Origin of the sequence: Leucobacter luti (assembly GCF_004217175.1) — a bacterium.
In the GTDB taxonomy this organism is placed as follows: Bacteria; Actinomycetota; Actinomycetes; order Actinomycetales; family Microbacteriaceae; genus Leucobacter; species Leucobacter luti.
The window spans coordinates 399,192-415,211 of record NZ_SHKI01000004.1 but is presented as its reverse complement, the minus strand read 5'-3'; the positions used below and the strand labels follow the sequence as shown (position 1 = coordinate 415,211).

The 16,020-nt window shown below is 71.0% G+C and carries 13 protein-coding genes; 12 read left to right on the top strand and 1 reads right to left on the bottom strand.

The window, feature by feature from the left end; genetic code table 11:
* Positions 1-13: 13 nt before the first annotated feature.
* The 5 genes from EV139_RS08290 to EV139_RS08270 all read left to right on the top strand — a co-directional run bounded on the left by EV139_RS08290 (position 14) and on the right by EV139_RS08270 (position 5,693).
* Complete coding sequence (locus EV139_RS08290; protein ID WP_157993019.1) at positions 14-865, top strand: ABC transporter permease; 852 nt, start codon at positions 14-16, stop codon at positions 863-865.
* A gap of 57 nt (positions 866-922) precedes the next feature.
* Positions 923-2,026 carry an ABC transporter substrate-binding protein gene (locus EV139_RS08285; RefSeq protein ID WP_130453841.1) on the top strand — a complete coding sequence of 368 codons (1,104 nt, stop codon included), beginning with the start codon at positions 923-925 and terminating at the stop codon, positions 2,024-2,026.
* Between the two features lie 72 nt (positions 2,027-2,098).
* The gene (locus EV139_RS08280) at positions 2,099-3,751 is read left to right on the top strand and encodes a thiamine pyrophosphate-dependent enzyme (protein ID WP_198677497.1); all 1,653 of its coding nucleotides are present in this window, start codon (positions 2,099-2,101) and stop codon (positions 3,749-3,751) included.
* Positions 3,748-5,091: an aldehyde dehydrogenase family protein gene (locus EV139_RS08275; RefSeq protein WP_130453839.1), complete on the top strand. Its 1,344-nt coding sequence runs from the start codon at positions 3,748-3,750 to the stop codon at positions 5,089-5,091. Before EV139_RS08280 ends, EV139_RS08275 begins: the two co-directional genes overlap by 4 nt.
* Positions 5,092-5,180: 89 nt before the next feature.
* Positions 5,181-5,693, top strand: a complete 513-nt coding sequence (locus EV139_RS08270) for a hypothetical protein (RefSeq protein WP_130453838.1) — start codon at positions 5,181-5,183, stop codon at positions 5,691-5,693.
* 305 nt (positions 5,694-5,998) lie between these two features.
* Here the strand turns inward: EV139_RS08270 and EV139_RS08265 are convergent, their stop codons facing one another.
* On the bottom strand, positions 5,999-6,550 hold the full coding sequence (locus EV139_RS08265; RefSeq protein ID WP_130453837.1) for a hypothetical protein: 552 nt from the start codon (positions 6,548-6,550) through the stop codon (positions 5,999-6,001).
* 33 nt (positions 6,551-6,583) lie between these two features.
* On the opposite strand from EV139_RS08265, the gene EV139_RS08260 reads away from it, so the two are divergent.
* The 7 genes from EV139_RS08260 (at position 6,584) to EV139_RS08230 (ending at position 16,020) form a co-directional block, all read left to right on the top strand.
* Positions 6,584-8,212, top strand: a complete 1,629-nt coding sequence (locus EV139_RS08260; RefSeq protein WP_130453836.1) for an EamA family transporter — start codon at positions 6,584-6,586, stop codon at positions 8,210-8,212.
* Positions 8,209-8,433, top strand: a complete 225-nt coding sequence (locus EV139_RS08255) for an HPP family protein (protein WP_130453835.1) — start codon at positions 8,209-8,211, stop codon at positions 8,431-8,433. Before EV139_RS08260 ends, EV139_RS08255 begins: the two co-directional genes overlap by 4 nt.
* 164 nt (positions 8,434-8,597) lie before the next feature.
* Positions 8,598-10,019, top strand: a complete 1,422-nt coding sequence (locus EV139_RS08250; RefSeq protein WP_130453834.1) for an NAD(P)/FAD-dependent oxidoreductase — start codon at positions 8,598-8,600, stop codon at positions 10,017-10,019.
* Positions 10,016-10,414 carry a cupin domain-containing protein gene (locus EV139_RS08245; protein ID WP_241988999.1) on the top strand — a complete coding sequence of 133 codons (399 nt, stop codon included), beginning with the start codon at positions 10,016-10,018 and terminating at the stop codon, positions 10,412-10,414. Before EV139_RS08250 ends, EV139_RS08245 begins: the two co-directional genes overlap by 4 nt.
* Before the next feature lie 150 nt (positions 10,415-10,564).
* Positions 10,565-11,929: a uracil-xanthine permease family protein gene (locus tag EV139_RS08240; RefSeq protein WP_130453833.1), complete on the top strand. Its 1,365-nt coding sequence runs from the start codon at positions 10,565-10,567 to the stop codon at positions 11,927-11,929.
* Positions 11,930-12,034: 105 nt separating this feature from the next.
* Positions 12,035-15,817 (top strand): AAA family ATPase, encoded by a 3,783-nt coding sequence (locus EV139_RS08235; RefSeq protein ID WP_241988998.1) that lies wholly within the window; start codon positions 12,035-12,037, stop codon positions 15,815-15,817.
* Entirely contained in the window at positions 15,814-16,020 is a 207-nt protein-coding gene (locus EV139_RS08230; RefSeq protein WP_130453832.1) for a hypothetical protein, read from the top strand. The genes EV139_RS08235 and EV139_RS08230 overlap by 4 nt, the downstream gene beginning before the upstream one ends.

The window sequence follows — 16,020 nt, the reverse complement described above, 5'->3', positions numbered from 1 at the left end:
GGCGACGGAAACGATGAGTGCACAGACCACACAATTGCTCCCGGTGACCGCCGCGGACCACACGGCCCGTGCACCGCGGTGGGGCGCCGCCGACGTGCGCGCGTTCTTCGCCTCGACCACCACGCGGGCGGTGATCATCGCGATCGCCCTCCTCGGCGGCACCATCTGGTTCTGGAACTACAGCGCGACCTCGGGGCTGATCTCGCCGCTGCTCGTCGCACCGCCCGCCGCGACGATGGACGTGCTGGGGCAAATGTTCGCGGACGGCACGATCTGGGTGAATCTCGCGGCGACCGCACAGATCACGCTGCTCGGGCTCGGCATCGCGATCCTCGCGGCGCTGCTCATCAGCTTCGTGTTCGTGTTCTCCGAGTCGCTCCGCAAGGCCGTCTACCCGTTCCTGATCATCATTCAGACCTTCCCGAAGGTCGCGATCGCGCCGCTGATCATCGCCGGGTTTGGCTACGGTACGACCCCGAAGGTGATCCTCGCGGCACTCATGGCGTTCTTCCCGATCCTCGTGAACGCGCTGGTTGGCCTCACGAACATCAACCAGGATCAGCTCAACCTGTTCAAGTCGGTTGGCGCGTCGCCGTGGCAGGTGATCCGCAAGCTTCGGATCCCCAACGCGGTCTCGTACCTGCTCCCCGCGCTGCAGAGCGCGGCCGTCTTGGCGCTAATCGGCACGATCGTCGCGGAGTTTGTCTCGGCCCGGGAGGGCATGGGCTTCGCGATTCAGGCGGCCGTGCAGACCGGCTCGGTCTCCACCACGTTCGCGCTGCTGATCGTGCTGGGCTGCTTCGGCGTGGTGATCTGGCTCGTCATGGCCGGCCTCAACTACCTTCTGCGTCGCTACCAGCGCTGACCCGACGCACACGATTTACCCGCTTGCAGGAACAACGAAGTTCGAAAGGAAACACAGATGAAGAGGACCGCAACACTGACGATCGCGCTCCTGAGCGCGGTGGCGCTCGCCGGCTGCTCGGCCGGGGGAAACGCCGCGGAGGGCGACGACACCGGGGAATCACTGAAGCAAGTCACTTTCGCGGTGACCGACCAGACGCTCTCGGCCGCGACGGCGAGCTACGCGACCGTGCCGGGGGAGCTCGGCTACTTCGCTGAGGAGGGCCTCGAGGTGACGATGCAGCCGGTCGAGACCGCGCTCTCCGGGGTGCAGGCGGTCGCCGCTGGGAACGCGGTGTGCACCTACGCCTCCGCGGCGACGGCCGTGCCGTCGGCGGCGTCCGACCCGACGCTCGCGCTCGTGGGATCGACCGAGGGGAACATGTTCCGGGTGGTCGCGCCGAAGTCGAGCGGATACACCTCCGTTGCCGACCTTGAAGGCAAGACCATTGGCAGCAACTCGGCGACCGCGACCGGGATCAACTACGCGATCGGCGGCATGGAGGCCGCCGGGGCGACGGCGACCACGGAGCAGTTCCTGCCGGTTGGGTTTGGCGCGCAGGCGGCACTCGCGTTCCAGCAGGGCCAGATCGACGCGTACTCCGCGTGGGACAGCCCCAACCTGGTCATCGAGTCGCTGCTCGGCGAAGAGCTCGTGGATCTCGACTCGGTGATGAACGACCTGAACGGCACCTCGATCTTTGTGTGCTCGCGCGACGCCGTCGACACCGAGCCCGAGACCGTTGCCGGGATCTGGCGCGCGTTCTTCAAGGGCGCAGTGTTCTCGCTTGAAAACCCCGAGGCAGCGATCAAGCTGCACTGGGAGAAGTTCCCCTCCGCGAAGCCGACCGACGGCAGCGAAGAGGACCGCCTCGCCCTCGCCGTGCGCCAGCTCGAGGTGCGCCTTGAGCTCACCGGCGGGGAAGGCTCGGCCGGCACCTACGGCGAGCAGACCGATGAGGACATGCAGAAGACCGTTGACCTCCTCACCGAGTACGGAGTAATCGAGGCGGACGGCGAGGTCCCAGACGTGAGCGAACTGTTCGACTACAGCCTCATTCCCGCGATCAACGACTTCGATCCGGAAGCGATCCGCGAGCAGGCACGCAACTACACGGAGTAGCCGGGGCGGGGCCGCGCACGCGCGCGGCCCCGGTTCGCGGTGCACACGTACGAACGAGACGGGGAGATGGGTGTGGGTACGACGGTTGCCGAGGACATAGCGCGGCAGATTGAGGCTCGCGGCGTGCCGCGGGTGTACCAGGTTCCGGGCGAGAGCTTCCTGGGGCTGCTCGACGCGTTGCGCGACGGTGCGCCCAGGATCGTCACCGCGCGCCACGAGGGCGGGGCCGGGTTCATGGCCCTCGCCGAGGCGCGCCTGAGTGGCGAACCGGGCGTCGCGATGGTGACGCGCGGGCCCGGTGCCGCGAACATCTCGATCGCGATCCACACCGCCTATCAGGACGCGACGCCGCTCGTGGTGTTTGTCGGTCTGATCCCCACGCGGGAGCGGGCGCGCGAGGCGTTCCAGGAATTCGATCCTCACGCGTGGTTCGGAAGCACCGCGAAAGCGGTGTTCGTTCTCGACGATCCCGAGAGCGCCGCGGAGCGGGTCGCGCGCGCATTCGACATCGCGGCGGCCGGCCGGCCGGGACCGGTGATCGTGGGGCTTCCCGAAGATCTGCTTGCACGGCGCGTGGCAGAGCCGCGCACCCTGCAGCCACCGCGCACGCGCAGCGCGGTTCCGGATCCGGCCGCGATGCGCCGCACCGCCGAGCTGATCGCGAACGCGCAGCGACCGGTGTTCGTGGTGGGCGGCGACCGGTGGGACGCGCAGGCCGCCGCGGCGATGCGCCGCGTCGCCGAGGACACCGGAGTTCCGGTGGTCTCGGACTTCCGCGCACACGATGCGTACCCCCACTCCTCCCCGTCGTGGGTGGGGAGCCTGGGGTACGGCCGAAACGACGCGGCTCTGGCGGCGTACGACGAGGCAGACCTCGTCTGCTACGTCGGCACCTCGCGCAAGGACGTGCTCTCGGACGGGTTCACTATCGGAGACCGCGCCGAGCACGTCGTCGTGGTGCACGCCGACGCGGAGCTGCACGAGCACACGGGCCTGCTCTCCGAGCACTGGGTGATGCACCCGGCCGAGTGGCTCGCGGCGTACCCGCACGCGGGGGAGCCGCCGGCGGCGGCGCGCACCGAGCGGCTGCGGCGCCTGCGCGACGGCTACCTCGCCTGGAGCGACCCGGGCGTGCCCAGCCCCGTCACCGGTGCCGTGACGGTCGAGGGGCTGTTCGCGGTGTTGCAGCGCAGACTCCCGACCGACACGATTGTCTCGGTCGGCGCGGGCAACTACGTGATCGGGGCGCTGCGCTACCTGCACCACGACACCCCGCGCTCGTTCGTGGGGCCCAGGAACGGCGCGATGGGGCTCGGCGTTCCCGGCGCGGTCGCGGCGTCGCTGCTCGCGCCCGAGCGCACGGTCGTGGCGTTCGCCGGCGACGGCTGCTTCGGGATGAACGGGCAGGAGCTCGCCACCCTGCAGATGTACGGCTGCCGCGTCATCGTGATCCTGCTCGACAACGGCGGGTACGGCACGATCCGCTCGCACCAGGAGCGCGCGTACCCCGACCGCCCGTCGGGTACGCACCTGAACAATCCAGACTTCGCGATGATCGCGCGCGCCCATGGGATCGCGGCGCACACCGTGACCGAGCTCGACGGCTTCGAGGCGCTGCTCGACGGCGCGCTCGCGAGCCCCGCGTCGACGTTCTTCACCGTGCGGCTGCCGCAGCTCAACGCGGGCTCGGGGCTGCACGACGGCACCGGGCTGGTGGCGCGATGAGCGTCGCGGACGCGGCCGTGCGGTCGACGCTCGACGCGGCGCACGCCGCCTACCGCGCGTGGCGCGGGGAAGACCCGGCCGCTCGCGCGGCGGTGCTCGCCCGGGCGGCGGAGCTCTACGACGCCCGCGCGGAGCACCTGGCCGAGGTGATGGCGCGGGAGATGGGCAAGCCCGTGCGCCAGGGCCGCGCCGAGACGCGCAGCTGCTCGGCGATCCTGCGCTTCTACGCGGAGCACTCCGAGGAACTGCTGCGCCCGGAGCCGGTGCCACTGCACGGTGGGGGCGCGGCGCCGGGCACCGAGCCGCCGCGCGCCGCCGTCGAGCTCGCGCCGACCGGGGTCGTGTTCGGCGTGATGCCGTGGAACTACCCGCACTACCAGCTCATTCGCGTGATCGCCCCGAATCTCCTGCTCGGCAACGCCGTGGTCTTCAAACACGCGGCGATCTGCCCGGAGACCGCGCGCCTGGTCGCCGAACTCTTCGCGGACGCCGGTGCGCCCGAGGCGCTCGTGAGCGACAGCGCGTTTACGCACGATCAGGCGTACGCCGCGATCGCGGATCCGATCGTCACCGGGGTGTCGTTCACCGGGGGTGAGCGCGCGGGCGCTGCGATCGCGCGGGCCGCCGGCGCCGCCCTCACCAAGGTGGTGCTCGAGCTCGGCGGCAACGACCCGTTCGTGGTGTTCGACGCGGATCGGGTGGACGAACTCGCGGCGCTCGCCGCCCAGCTGCGGCTGTCGAACGCCGGTCAGACGTGTGTCTCCCCGAAGCGGATCATCGTGCGGGAGGAGCTGCTGCCGCGCTTCCTCGACGTGTTTTCCGAGCGCTTCCTCGCGGTGGCGCCCGGCGACCCGCTCAGCGAAGACACCGAGCTCGGCCCACTCGCGAGCGCGGCGGCGGCCGACGAGCTGCGCGGCGTGCTGCGCGACGCCCGCGACAGTGGGGCAACCGTGCTCGGCGACGCGGCAGACCTTGACCGAAGCGGGCGGGCGCTCGCACCGCACATCGTGGTGAACCCGGACCGGCGGCACGCGGCGTGGACCGAGGAGCTGTTCGGGCCCGTCGCGGTGATCGCGGGCGCGCGCGACGCCGCCCACGCGGTGGCGCTCGCGAACGACTCTGCGTACGGGCTCGGCGCGACCGTGTTCGCGCGCGACCCCCAAGAGTTGGTGCTGTTCCGCTCCGAGATCGAGTGCGGCATGTACGCCGAGAACGGGCTGAAGGGCGGCGATCCGCGGCTGCCGTTCGGGGGCGTGAAGCGCTCGGGAATTGGCCGGGAGCTCGGCGCCCTCGGGCTGCGCGAGTTCGCGAACCAGCGACTCGTCGTGACCCACGCCTGAGCCCGGGGGCGCAGCGAGCGGCTCAGCCGTTTGGTTGATCTTTGCGGGCCCGCGCGACCCGGGGGCTCAGCCGGGCGTACGCTGGCGGCATGATGTGGGAATCTTGGCTCTTGCGCCTCGACCGGCTCGCTGGCGGGCGCCAGGCGGGCGTGCGAATCTCGGACTCGGCGCGGCGCCACCCGAAGACGCGGCGCGCGTTCGCGTGGATCTGGTGGCTGCTCGGCGCGGAGGTGGTCCTCGGCGTCGGGGCCGTGGTCGCTGCCGTGGTGATCGCCAGCTCGGGCGGATCGGTGCCGTTCGCGGTCTGGATGCGCACCGTCGTGGTGCTCGGCATGACGCTCACGCTGGGCTACTTTGCGTGGCGGGCGGCCCTCGGCTGGCGCTGGGCGTACCAGCGGCTGCGCCTGTTCGCACAGATCTTCCCCGTGGTCACCCTGGTCATGGCAGCGATCCCCGGCCTCTACCCGGTGTGGATGGTCACCGAGCAGATCGTGTTCAGCCTGATCATGATCGGTATCGCCGACTTCCTCACGAGCGACCACATGCGCTGGGCGTTTCGGGCCGCGGCTGAGGACTCCGATTCTGGCGCCGCATCCGAGTGAATCGGGGGTGCGCCTGTGGCAGGGGGCCGCGCACTACTGAGCCTGTCGTCCCCAGCACGGTATTTGCGCCGTCGAGCACTGTAGCTGGGGTGGTTTGCCGTGACGGGGGCCGCGCGGCCCATAGTCTGAAATCACCACCCCAGCGGTGGGTTGTGAGACACAACGCAGAGGTCCCGGTGGTACGCCGCCCGTGATTGTCCCCCCGATCACCGGCGGTTCCGAGGCCTCACCCCTGCTGTATCGACCGCGCGATCACCCCCCCCTATCGATTGCGCGGTCGGTGCAGCGTTCTTGCGTGCCCGCGGCTACGCGCCGCGCGGCGTGCGCAGCAGCTCGGTGCGATCGGTGAGAAACTCTGCCAGCGAGGGAGCGCCACTGAGCGGTGCGCCCGCGCGCCAGCGCACGCGCACCTCCCCGTCGGCGAACCCCACGGGGAGCGCGGGATCACCGAGCGCGGTGGCGGCCTCGGGGTCCGCTGCGCTGAGCGGGATCGGCGTCGCATCGAAGTTCACCGCGGTGCCCGGCTCAAACCCGCCCCGCAGCGCCGCCGCGGCGATCTCGCGCCGCTCCTCGCGCGACACTGACTGGTAGCCGGGGCGGCCGCGCTCGGCGGCCCGCGTCGCCCGGCTCGCCGCGTAGAGCGCGCCGTCGTCTCCCAGCAGCAGCGTGCCGATCCGCCAGACGCGGCCGCGCTGCTGCATCCGCGCGGGGCGCGTCCACAGCAGCACCCGCTTCGGGGCGAGGAGCTCCGCGAGGTGCTCGGAGGCGACCCCGGCAGCGGCAAGGCTTGCGGCGGTCGAAGCGCACGCGTCCGCGGCGCGCTGCAGCGCCGCCGCGAGTCCGGGGTCCACTGCCATGCGGACAGTGTATCCGGCACTACAGTAGGTCTGATGAGCTCATCGTCGAATGCCTCTCGGTTCACGCGCGGCGCCACCATCCGCGCCATGCTGCTTGTCCTCGTTGGCTCGCTGGGGATGCAGTTCTCGGCGGTCATCGCCGTCGGGCTCTTCCCCGCATTCGGGGTGCTGGGCACGAGCGCCGTTCGCATGCTCATCGCCGCAGTGATCCTGCTGCTCATTTTTCGGCCGCGGCTCCGCGGGCGGACGCGGCGCGAGTGGCTCGGGATCGTGCTCTACGGCGTGGCGATGGCCGCGATGAACGCGTTTCTCTACCTCGCCTTCTCGCGGCTTCCGCTGGGTGTGGCGACCACGATCGACTTCCTCGGCCCGTGCCTGGTCGCGCTGCTCGCTTCGCGCCGCGCGCGCGAGGGGGCGCTCGCGATGGTCGCGCTGCTCGGCGTCGCGCTCATCGCCGGATTCGGCGGCGCGCTCGATCCCCTCGGGTTGCTGTTCGCGGCGCTCGCGGGCGCGGCGTTCGGGCTCTACACCCTGCTCGCGGCGCACGTGGGCCAGTCCGAGGGTGGACTGCCGAGCGTTGCGCTCTCCGTCACGATCGCGGCGATCCTGACCCTCCCGTTCTCTGCCCCCGTGATCCCGCTGATCCGCGTGGAGCACCTGGTGCCCCTCATCGCATCGGCCCTGCTCGGCACGGCGCTGGCGTTCACCGTCGACACGATTGCGGGGCGCCTCACCTCCGCTCGCGTGCTCGGGGTCTTCTTCGCGTTCGACCCGGTGGTCGGCACCATCCTCGGGGCGATCTTCCTCGACCAGGTGCTCACTCCCATTGCGCTGCTGGGCGTCTGCCTGGTCGTCGCGGCCGGGGCGGGGATCGTGTGGCTTGCGGGCGGGCACGGGCCGGCCGCCGAACCCGCTCCGGACCTTCCCGACGACACGGCGTACGCTGGAGGAATGGCGCCAGCAGCGGGGATCGAAGCACTCGAGATCGAGCGGAAGTACGAGGTCGCGGTCGACACTGCGGTGCCGACCCCCGGACAGTTTGCGGGCGCCGGCTTTACCGCCGACGCTCCCGTGACCTATCGCTTGGTGGCGACGTACTTTGACACCCCCTCCGAGGCGCTCGCCGCCGCGGGGATCGCGGTGCGCGTGCGCGAGGGCGGCTCGGACGCCGGGTGGCACATCAAGCGGCGTGAGCCGGGCGGGGTGCGCGAGCTGCAGTGGCCGCTCGGCGCCGAGATGCCCGCGGCGCTGCGCGAGGACCTGCGCGCGACGATCGGCGACGCCGTTGCCGAGGTTGCGCCGCGCGCCACGCTCGAGACCGAGCGCACGGTCGTCGTGCTGCGCGATTCCGCGGGCGCGCCGGTGGTGGAACTCGCGGACGACCGCGTGCGTGCCGCCGACCTGGCGGACGGCGTGCGGCGGGCCTGGCGCGAGTGGGAGGCCGAGCTGCTGCCCGGAGGCGCCGAGACACACCTCGACGCGCTTGAGCCGGTGCTGCGCGCCGCGGGGGCAGTGCCGTCCGCGAGCCCCGCGAAGATCGCGCGGGCAACCGGCAAATTGACCGCGCTCGCGCGTGCCCGCGGGGCCGCACCCGCACAGCTCGCGGCGCTCGCCGAACTCGACGCGTCCGATCAGGCGGCTGCGCGTAGGCTTGACGCATGAGCAAGGCTCCGAAATCTGGCAAGTCGCGAAACGATCGCGCGAAGAAGAAGCAAGACGCGCCCTCACCGCAGGCCCGGCGCAAGCAGGTCATCGTGGGGCTCGTCATGGGCGCGGCGATGGGCGTGCTCATCGCGGCGCTGACGCAGTTCTGGCTGTGGCTGCCCGCCGGCCTCGCACTCGGGCTGGCCACCGGCGTCATCATGAAGCCGCCGGCCGAGTAGTCCGCCGCCGGGGGTGCCGCAGTCGCCGGGGCGCGGTGCGGCGCGGTGCGGTGCATCGCTGAGGGGAGCTGGGATTCACCCTGATGTAAACGTCGTTGACATAGGCATTTACAATCGCTGCTCGGTGTGCGATGATCGGAGCGGACATCGACAACGAGGACGCTATGCACCCCACAATTTTTGAGACCAACCGCCCCGCGGCACGAATCGTCGAAGACGCGCTCGCCGACACCAAGCTCGGCTGCTTCTGGACCGACGACGTGGCGGGCCACGCCGCGAGCTACGAGCCGCTGGCCGGCGACACCCGCGTGGACGACGCCGTGGTCGGCGGCGGCTACGCCGGGCTCTGGACCGCGATCAAGCTCAAGACGGAGCACCCCGAGCGCCGCGTCGTGCTGCTCGAAGCGGTGCGCATCGGCTGGGCGGCGTCGGGCCGCAACGGCGGCTTCTGCGAGGCGAGCATCACCCACGGCGAGCCAAACGCCGAGGCGCGGTGGCCCGACGAGACCGGCACGCTGTCCCGGCTCGGCTTCGAGAACCTCGACGCGATCGAGCGCTTCATCGGCGAGCACAAGCTCGACGTCGATTTCGAGCGCAACGGTGCCCTGTCCGTGGCAAACGCGCCGCACCAGGTCGAGTGGCTCGGCGAGAGCGACGATCCGGCAGTCGAGGTCTACGACGCCGAGCAGGTGCAGCAGCGCATCGCCTCGCCCACCTTCCTCGGCGGCGAGTTCTCGCCGCACGAGAACGCCAACCTGCACCCGGCGAAGCTCGCCGCCGAGCTCGCGCGGCACGCGGCGGAGATCGGTGTCGAGATCTACGAGCGCACGCCCGTGAAGCGCCTTGACGGGGGATCGGACGCTCCGATCCAGCTCGTCACAGAGCGCGGCACGGTCACCGCCGAGCGCGTCGCGCTGTGCACCAACGTGTTCCCGTCGCTGCTGAAGCGGTACCGCCTGCACACCGTCCCGGTCTACGACTACGTGCTGATGACCGAGCCGCTCACCGACGAGCAGCTCGCCTCGATCGGCTGGGCGGGTCGCGAGGGCCTCGCCGACATGGCGAACCAGTTCCACTACTCGCGCCTCACCAAGGACAACCGGATCCTCTGGGGCGGCTATGACGCGGTGTACTTTGCCGGCGGCAAGATCAACCCCGAGCACGAGGACAGGATGGAGAGCCACCGCAAGCTTGCGAGCCACTTCTTCACCACCTTCCCGCAGCTCGCCGGAGTGAAGTTCTCGCACCGCTGGGCCGGGGTCATTGACACCAGCACCCGCTTCTGCGCGTTCTTCGGGCAGGCGCACGGCGGCCGGGTGCAGTACGTCGCCGGCTTCACCGGGCTGGGCGTGGGGGCCACCCACTTCGCGGCCGACGTGATCGTCGACCGGCTTGAGGGCCGCGTCACCGAGCGCACCGAGCTCAAGATGGTCAAGGACGTGCCGCTGCCGTTCCCGCCGGAGCCCGCCGCGTCGATCGGGATCAACCTCACGCGCTGGGCACTGGATCGTGCCGACCACAACGAGGGCAAGCGCAACGTGCTCCTCAAGACGCTCGACGCGCTCGGGCTCGGGTTCGACTCGTGAGCGCCGAAGCGGGGGCCGCGCAGCTGCCCGACGGCGCGAACGACCTGGTGCACGCGACGGCCGTGGTGGTTGAGCACGAGGCCGTCGACGCCGCAGACGTGGTCGCGGGTGCGCCCACGCAGGGGATCGTCGAGCTCGGCGCGATCGGTGGCGCCGAGACCGGGATCTGGGAGCTGCGCGGCGGCACCGTCACCGACACCGAGGTCGACGAGCTCTTCGTCGTGCTCTCGGGTGGGGCGACGATCGAGCTGCTCAGCGAGCCGGGCGTCGCGCCGGAGGAGTCCCCGCGCACCGTCGAGGTGGCGCAGGGCGACGTGATGCGCCTCGTCGCCGGCACGCGAACGCGCTGGACGGTCGCCGACCACATCCGCAAGATCTACATCGCCGCCGAGTAGGCGCGGGCGGGCGCCCGGCTCCCGGCCCGGGGCGCCCGCACGCGGCTCTCGCGCGATCCTGAGCGTTCGCTGTAAGATAACTCCTTGGTCGCGCGCTTTCGGGGTGGACGCGCAGCACACTGTGAACGACCGCCCCTCGAAGGAGCCAGCATGGCCCTGCCCTGGAAACTGCACGGCGACGGCAAGCACGTCGCACCCGAGGCGATCGTCCTCCCGGATGAGCGCCTGAGCTGGGGCCGCACGATCGGCTTCGGCGCGCAGCACGTCGTCGCGATGTTTGGCGCCACCTTCCTCGTGCCGCTGCTCACGGGCTTCAGCCCGACGGCGACGCTGTTCTTCTCGGGCCTCGGGACGCTGCTGTTCCTGCTGCTCACGGGCAACCGCCTGCCGAGCTACCTCGGCTCGTCGTTCGCGTTCATCGCGCCGATCCTCGCGGCGACCGCGGGTGGCGACGACCTCGGCCGTGCATCGTTCGGCATCCTCGCGATCGGTGTGCTCATGGCCATCGTTGGCCTGGTGGTGCACCGCTTCGGCACCGGCTGGATCAACGCGCTCATGCCGCCCGTCGTCATGGGCGGCATCGTTGCCCTCATCGGCTTCAACCTCGCCCCGGCGGTGCGCAACAACTGGACCGGCAACCCGGGCGCGAACCCCGATGTTGACCAGGTGCTCTCGTCGTGGGTGGCGTTCGCCACGCTGATCGCGATCCTGCTCATCACGGTGCTGTTCCGTGGCCTGATCGGGCGGCTCTCGATCGTGCTCGGCATGGCCGTCGGCTACGCAATCGCGTTCTTCGCCGGCCTCGTGGACTTCTCAGCCGTGGGCGACGCCGCGTGGGTGGGTCTGCCCGCCTTCCACGCCGTGGGCAACCCGTTCGCGGATCCGTCGCTCTGGGGCCTGCTGCCCGCGTTCCTGCCCGTGGTGCTCGTGCTGATCGCCGAGAACGTGGGTCACGTGAAGAGCGTGGGCCTCATGGTCAACCGCGATCTCGATCCGGTGACCGGCCGCGCGCTGCTCGCAGACGGCGTCTCGACCATGCTCGCCGGTTTCGGCGGCGGCTCGGGCACCACGACCTACGGCGAGAACATCGGCGTGATGGCCGCGACCCGCGTGTACTCAACGGCCGCGTACTGGGTCGCCGGCACCATCGCCGTGCTGCTCAGCTTCTCCCCGAAGGTCGGCGCGATCATCTTCTCCGTCCCGCCGGCCGTGCTCGGCGGCGTCACCGTAGCGCTCTACGGTCTGATCGGCCTGATCGGCGTCAAGATCTGGATCGACAACAAGGTCGATTTCTCGAAGCCGATCAACCAGTTCTCCGCGGCAGTGCCGCTCATCGTGGGCATCGCCGACTTCACGATCAATTTCGGGTCGGTCGTGTTCAACGGCATCGCACTCGGCACGATCGCGGCGATCGGTGTGTACCACCTGATGCGCGTGCTGGCGAAGGTGCGGGGCGGCGAAATGCAGGTGGCGGATCCGGTGGTGACCGCTCCGGCGGAGGACCACACCCCGTAGCCGGGGTCACACCCTCCGAATTCCCTGAACCCCACACGCAACCGCGGCGCGCGAAACTCCGCCGCGGTTGCGTTCATTTTGCCCCGCAGCGCCTAGGGTGGCGGTGTGTGGAGTGTAGATCGGCGTCAGCGACCGGGAGCGGTGCGCGGCGAAAATGAGGCGGAGGGCGTGGCCCCCGAGGCGGTGACGCCTCGTGACGAGGGCGCGCTCGCAACCGCGCCCGATCCAAGCCCGCGACCGGAGCCGGATCTGACGGCGCAGCTCACGGGGCCGGTGTCGCTCGTGGACGCGTACGCCGACGAGCACGCTGATTGGCGGCGCGAGGCCGCGAGCATCGGCGGCCGCAATCCGCTGCTGCACTTCGACGACCGCCCGGCGAACCGCATCGAGCTCTCGACCACCCACCCCGGTGGCCTGCCGCAGTTCATCACGGGCAACAAGATCCTGCTCTCCGCCCTGATCCGCGACGATCTCGCGCTGCGGCACGCTCGCGCGGCCGCAGGTCGGGTGACCGACAAGGCGATCGAGATGCGCACGGTGCGCGGGATCGAGACCGTCAACCTCGGTGTGGGCATCGCAAAGTGGAGCTTCGAGGGGGAGGAGTTCTGCGCCCCCGTGCTGCTGCGCCCGCTCGCGATCCGCCGCTACGGCCGCGACTTCGAGCTGAAGCTCAAGCAGTTCCCCGTGGTCAACCCGGAGCTGATCCGCGTGCTGCACGCGCAGTTCGGGATCGCGATCGACGCGCGCTCGCTCATCGAGCTCTCGCAGTCCGAGGGCGTATTCAAGCCGCAGCCGGTCATCGACCGCGTGCGCCAGATGGTCGCGGGTGTCGCGGGCTTCGTGGTGCAGCCACGCCTCGTCGTGTCCTCGTTCACCAGCGTGTCGCAGGGCATGGCCGCCGCGGTGAAGGATCTCGACTCGCCGATCCTCGCGGCCGTCTGCGGCAGTGAGCCAGCGCGCGAGCAGCTCCTTGCCGCGTACCGCCCGGTCAGTGCCACGCACCCAGATGAGCGCTCACCCGACGTGGACCGCTTCCTCTACGACGCCGACGCCGAGCAGGACGACGTGCTCGCCCAGATCGACGCCGGCCACTCGATCGTGGTCCACACGCTGCCCGGCACGGGCGGCACGCAGACCGTGGTCAACGCCATCGGGAGCCTCGCCCGCGAGGGCAAGCGCGTGCTCGTGGTCTCGCCGCGCCGGGCCACGCTCGACGGCATCTCCCACCGCCTCACGCGCGCCGGGCTCGCTGGCCTCTCGGTCGGCCCGCGCCGGCTGCGCCGCAATCTGGTCGAGTCGATCAGCCGCAACGAGAACGCCAGGGCCGAACAGCTCGGCGAGGTCGACGCTGCCCTGACACGCCTGCGCGGCGTGCTCCGCGACTACCGCGGCGCGCTGTCGGGCGCCGATCCGCGCTACGGGGTCTCCCCGCTCGACGCGCTGCGCCGTCTCACGGTGCTGTCGCTGAGCGAGCGGCCGCCGAGCACTACCGTGCGGCTCGACGATCAGGCGCTCGGCCAGCTCACGCTCGATCGCAGCTCGATGGCCGAGGCCCTCACCGAGGTCGCCCGGCTGGGCCAGTTCCAGTACGGTCCCGAGGACTCGCCCTGGTACGGCGTCAACTTTGGCACGACCGAGGAGGCGCGCACCGCGTACGGTCTCGCGGTGGACCTCGCCGAGTCGCAGCTGCCGCGTCTCATCTCGATGGCCAACGAGGTGATCGGCCAGACATCGATGCGGCCCTACGAGACGATCGCCGAGCTGGGCGTGTACCTGCGCCTCCTCATGGGAATCCGCGACACGCTCGATCGCTTCACCCCGGCCGTCTACGACCGCTCGCTCACCGAGGTGATCGCGGCGCACGCGCCGCGTGGCGGCGATGAGATGTCGGCGGCGAACAAGCGGCGCCTGCGTAAGCTCGCCCGCGAGTACGTGCGCCCGGGCGTGCACATCACCGACATGTACTCCCGCCTCGTGCAGATCCAGCAGCAGCGCGTGCTGTGGCAGCGCTACACCACGGTGGTCGGCGCGCGCCCGGAGGTGCCGCTGGGCATCGCCGACGTGGTTGTCGCCTACCAGTCCGCCTATCAGGATCTCGACGAGCTCGACCGCGTGCTCGGCGTCGCCGCGGATCCGGATCGGCTCAAGAACCGCTCGCTTGGCGCGCTCGCCACGCGGATCTCCGATCTCGCCCGCGAGTCCGAGGTGCTGCAGAACATCCAGGAGCGCACCACGATCGTGGAGCGCATGCGCGCCGCGCACCTCGAGCCGCTGCTCGACGATCTCTCGGCGCGCCACGTCCCCGCGGAGGACGTCGCCAGCGAGCTTGAGCTCGCCTGGTGGCAGTCGGCGCTTGAGCGGATGCTGCAGACCAACCCGGCACTGCTGAGCGCCAACACCGGGGTGCTTGAGCGCCTTGAAGCGGACTTCCGCTTGGTCGACGACGCGCACGCTGGCGCGAACGGCGCGCTGCTCGCGGCGACCCTCGCCGACGCGTGGCGGGTTGCCGTGCTCGATCACAAGCAGGAGGCGCTTGCGATGCGCGAGGCACTGCGCCGGCCCGACGCCTCGGTGGCCGCGCTGGCGCAGGGCGCACCGCACCTGCTTGGCGTGCTCGCCCCCGTCTGGACCATGTCCCCGTACGAGGTGGCACAGCTGCCCGACAGCATGCGCTTCGACACCGTGCTGCTCGTCGACGCGGGAGCGACCACGCTCGTGGAGAACCTCGGAGCGATCCGCCGCGCCACGCAGGTGGTGGCGTTCGGCGACACCATGACGCAGACTCCGGCCCACTTCGAGATCTCCGTTGGCGCACCGGTCGACGATGCGAGCGACGCCGAAGCGCTGCACCGCCGCTCCGCGTTTGCGGAGCTCGGCGAGGTGCTGCCCACGCTCACCCTCACGCGCAGCTACCGCGCGGGCGGCGAGGATCTCACGCAGCTGGTCAACACTCGGTTCTACGACGGCGCGATCCAGTCGCTGCCGTGGGCCGGCAGCTTCCTCGGCCACTCGAGCCTCACGTACGAGTTCGTGCGCGGCGGCCAGGGGCTGCCCGATCAGCAGACCGGCGCGGTGGAGAGCACCGACGCCGAGGTTGATCGGGTCGTGCAGCTCGTGCTTGAGCACGCCTCCGAGCGCGCCGGCGAATCGCTCATGGTGATCACGGCCAGCGAGCGGCACGCGGTTCGCGTGTACCAGGCCGTGCTGCAGGCGTTCTCGAAGTTCCCGCAGTACCGTGACTTCCTGCTCGGGGAGCGGGCGGAACCGTTCGCGGTGCTCACCCTGGAGCAGGCGACCGCGCAGAGCCGGGACCGCGTGATCTTCTCGATCGGCTACGGCCGCACCCCGCACGGCCGGGTGCTCTCAAACTTCGGTGGCCTCGGTCGGCCCGGCGGCGAGCGGCTGCTCGCGGTCGCGATGACCCGCGCCCGCCGCGCAATGACGATCGTGAGCTGCTTTAAGCCCGAGGATCTCGACTCCGCCCGCATCAAGCACGGCGTGGTTGAGCTGGCGCAGCTGCTCGCGCTTGAGCACCCGGCCCCCGAGCCGCCCGCCCTGCCGGCGGAGCGCGACCCGATGGTGGGGGAGCTCGCCGACCGGCTTGAGGCCCTCGGGCTCACCGTGGCGCTCGACTACCGCGGCGTGATCCCGCTCGCCGCTTCGTACGCGGGGCGCGCGATCGCCATCGAGATCGACCTCGGTGACGGCTCAGACAGCCTGCGCGACACGCTGCGCCTGCGGCCGGCCGTGCTCCGCCGTCTCGGTTGGCACTACCACCGGGTGCAGAGCTTCGACCTGTTCGCCGACCCCGACGAGGCCGCGCGCCGCATCGCGCGGATCGTCGGTCGCGAGGCCGGGGAGGCCGCCGCGGCCGCGGGCCGCGCGTGACCGAGCAGCAGCCGCGCCGCTCGCGGCGCGCGCAGCGCCCCGCGCCCGCGGGCGTGGACCCGCGGCCGTCCGAGCACCCGCTCGACGCGCAGGCCGGCGAAGACCAGGCGGCGGGCTGGGGCGACGGCGACGCCGCACCGGGGTCCGCAGATCGCGCGAACGAGGAGCGGCTGCGCCGCGACAAACCCCCGCACTGGGGGTAG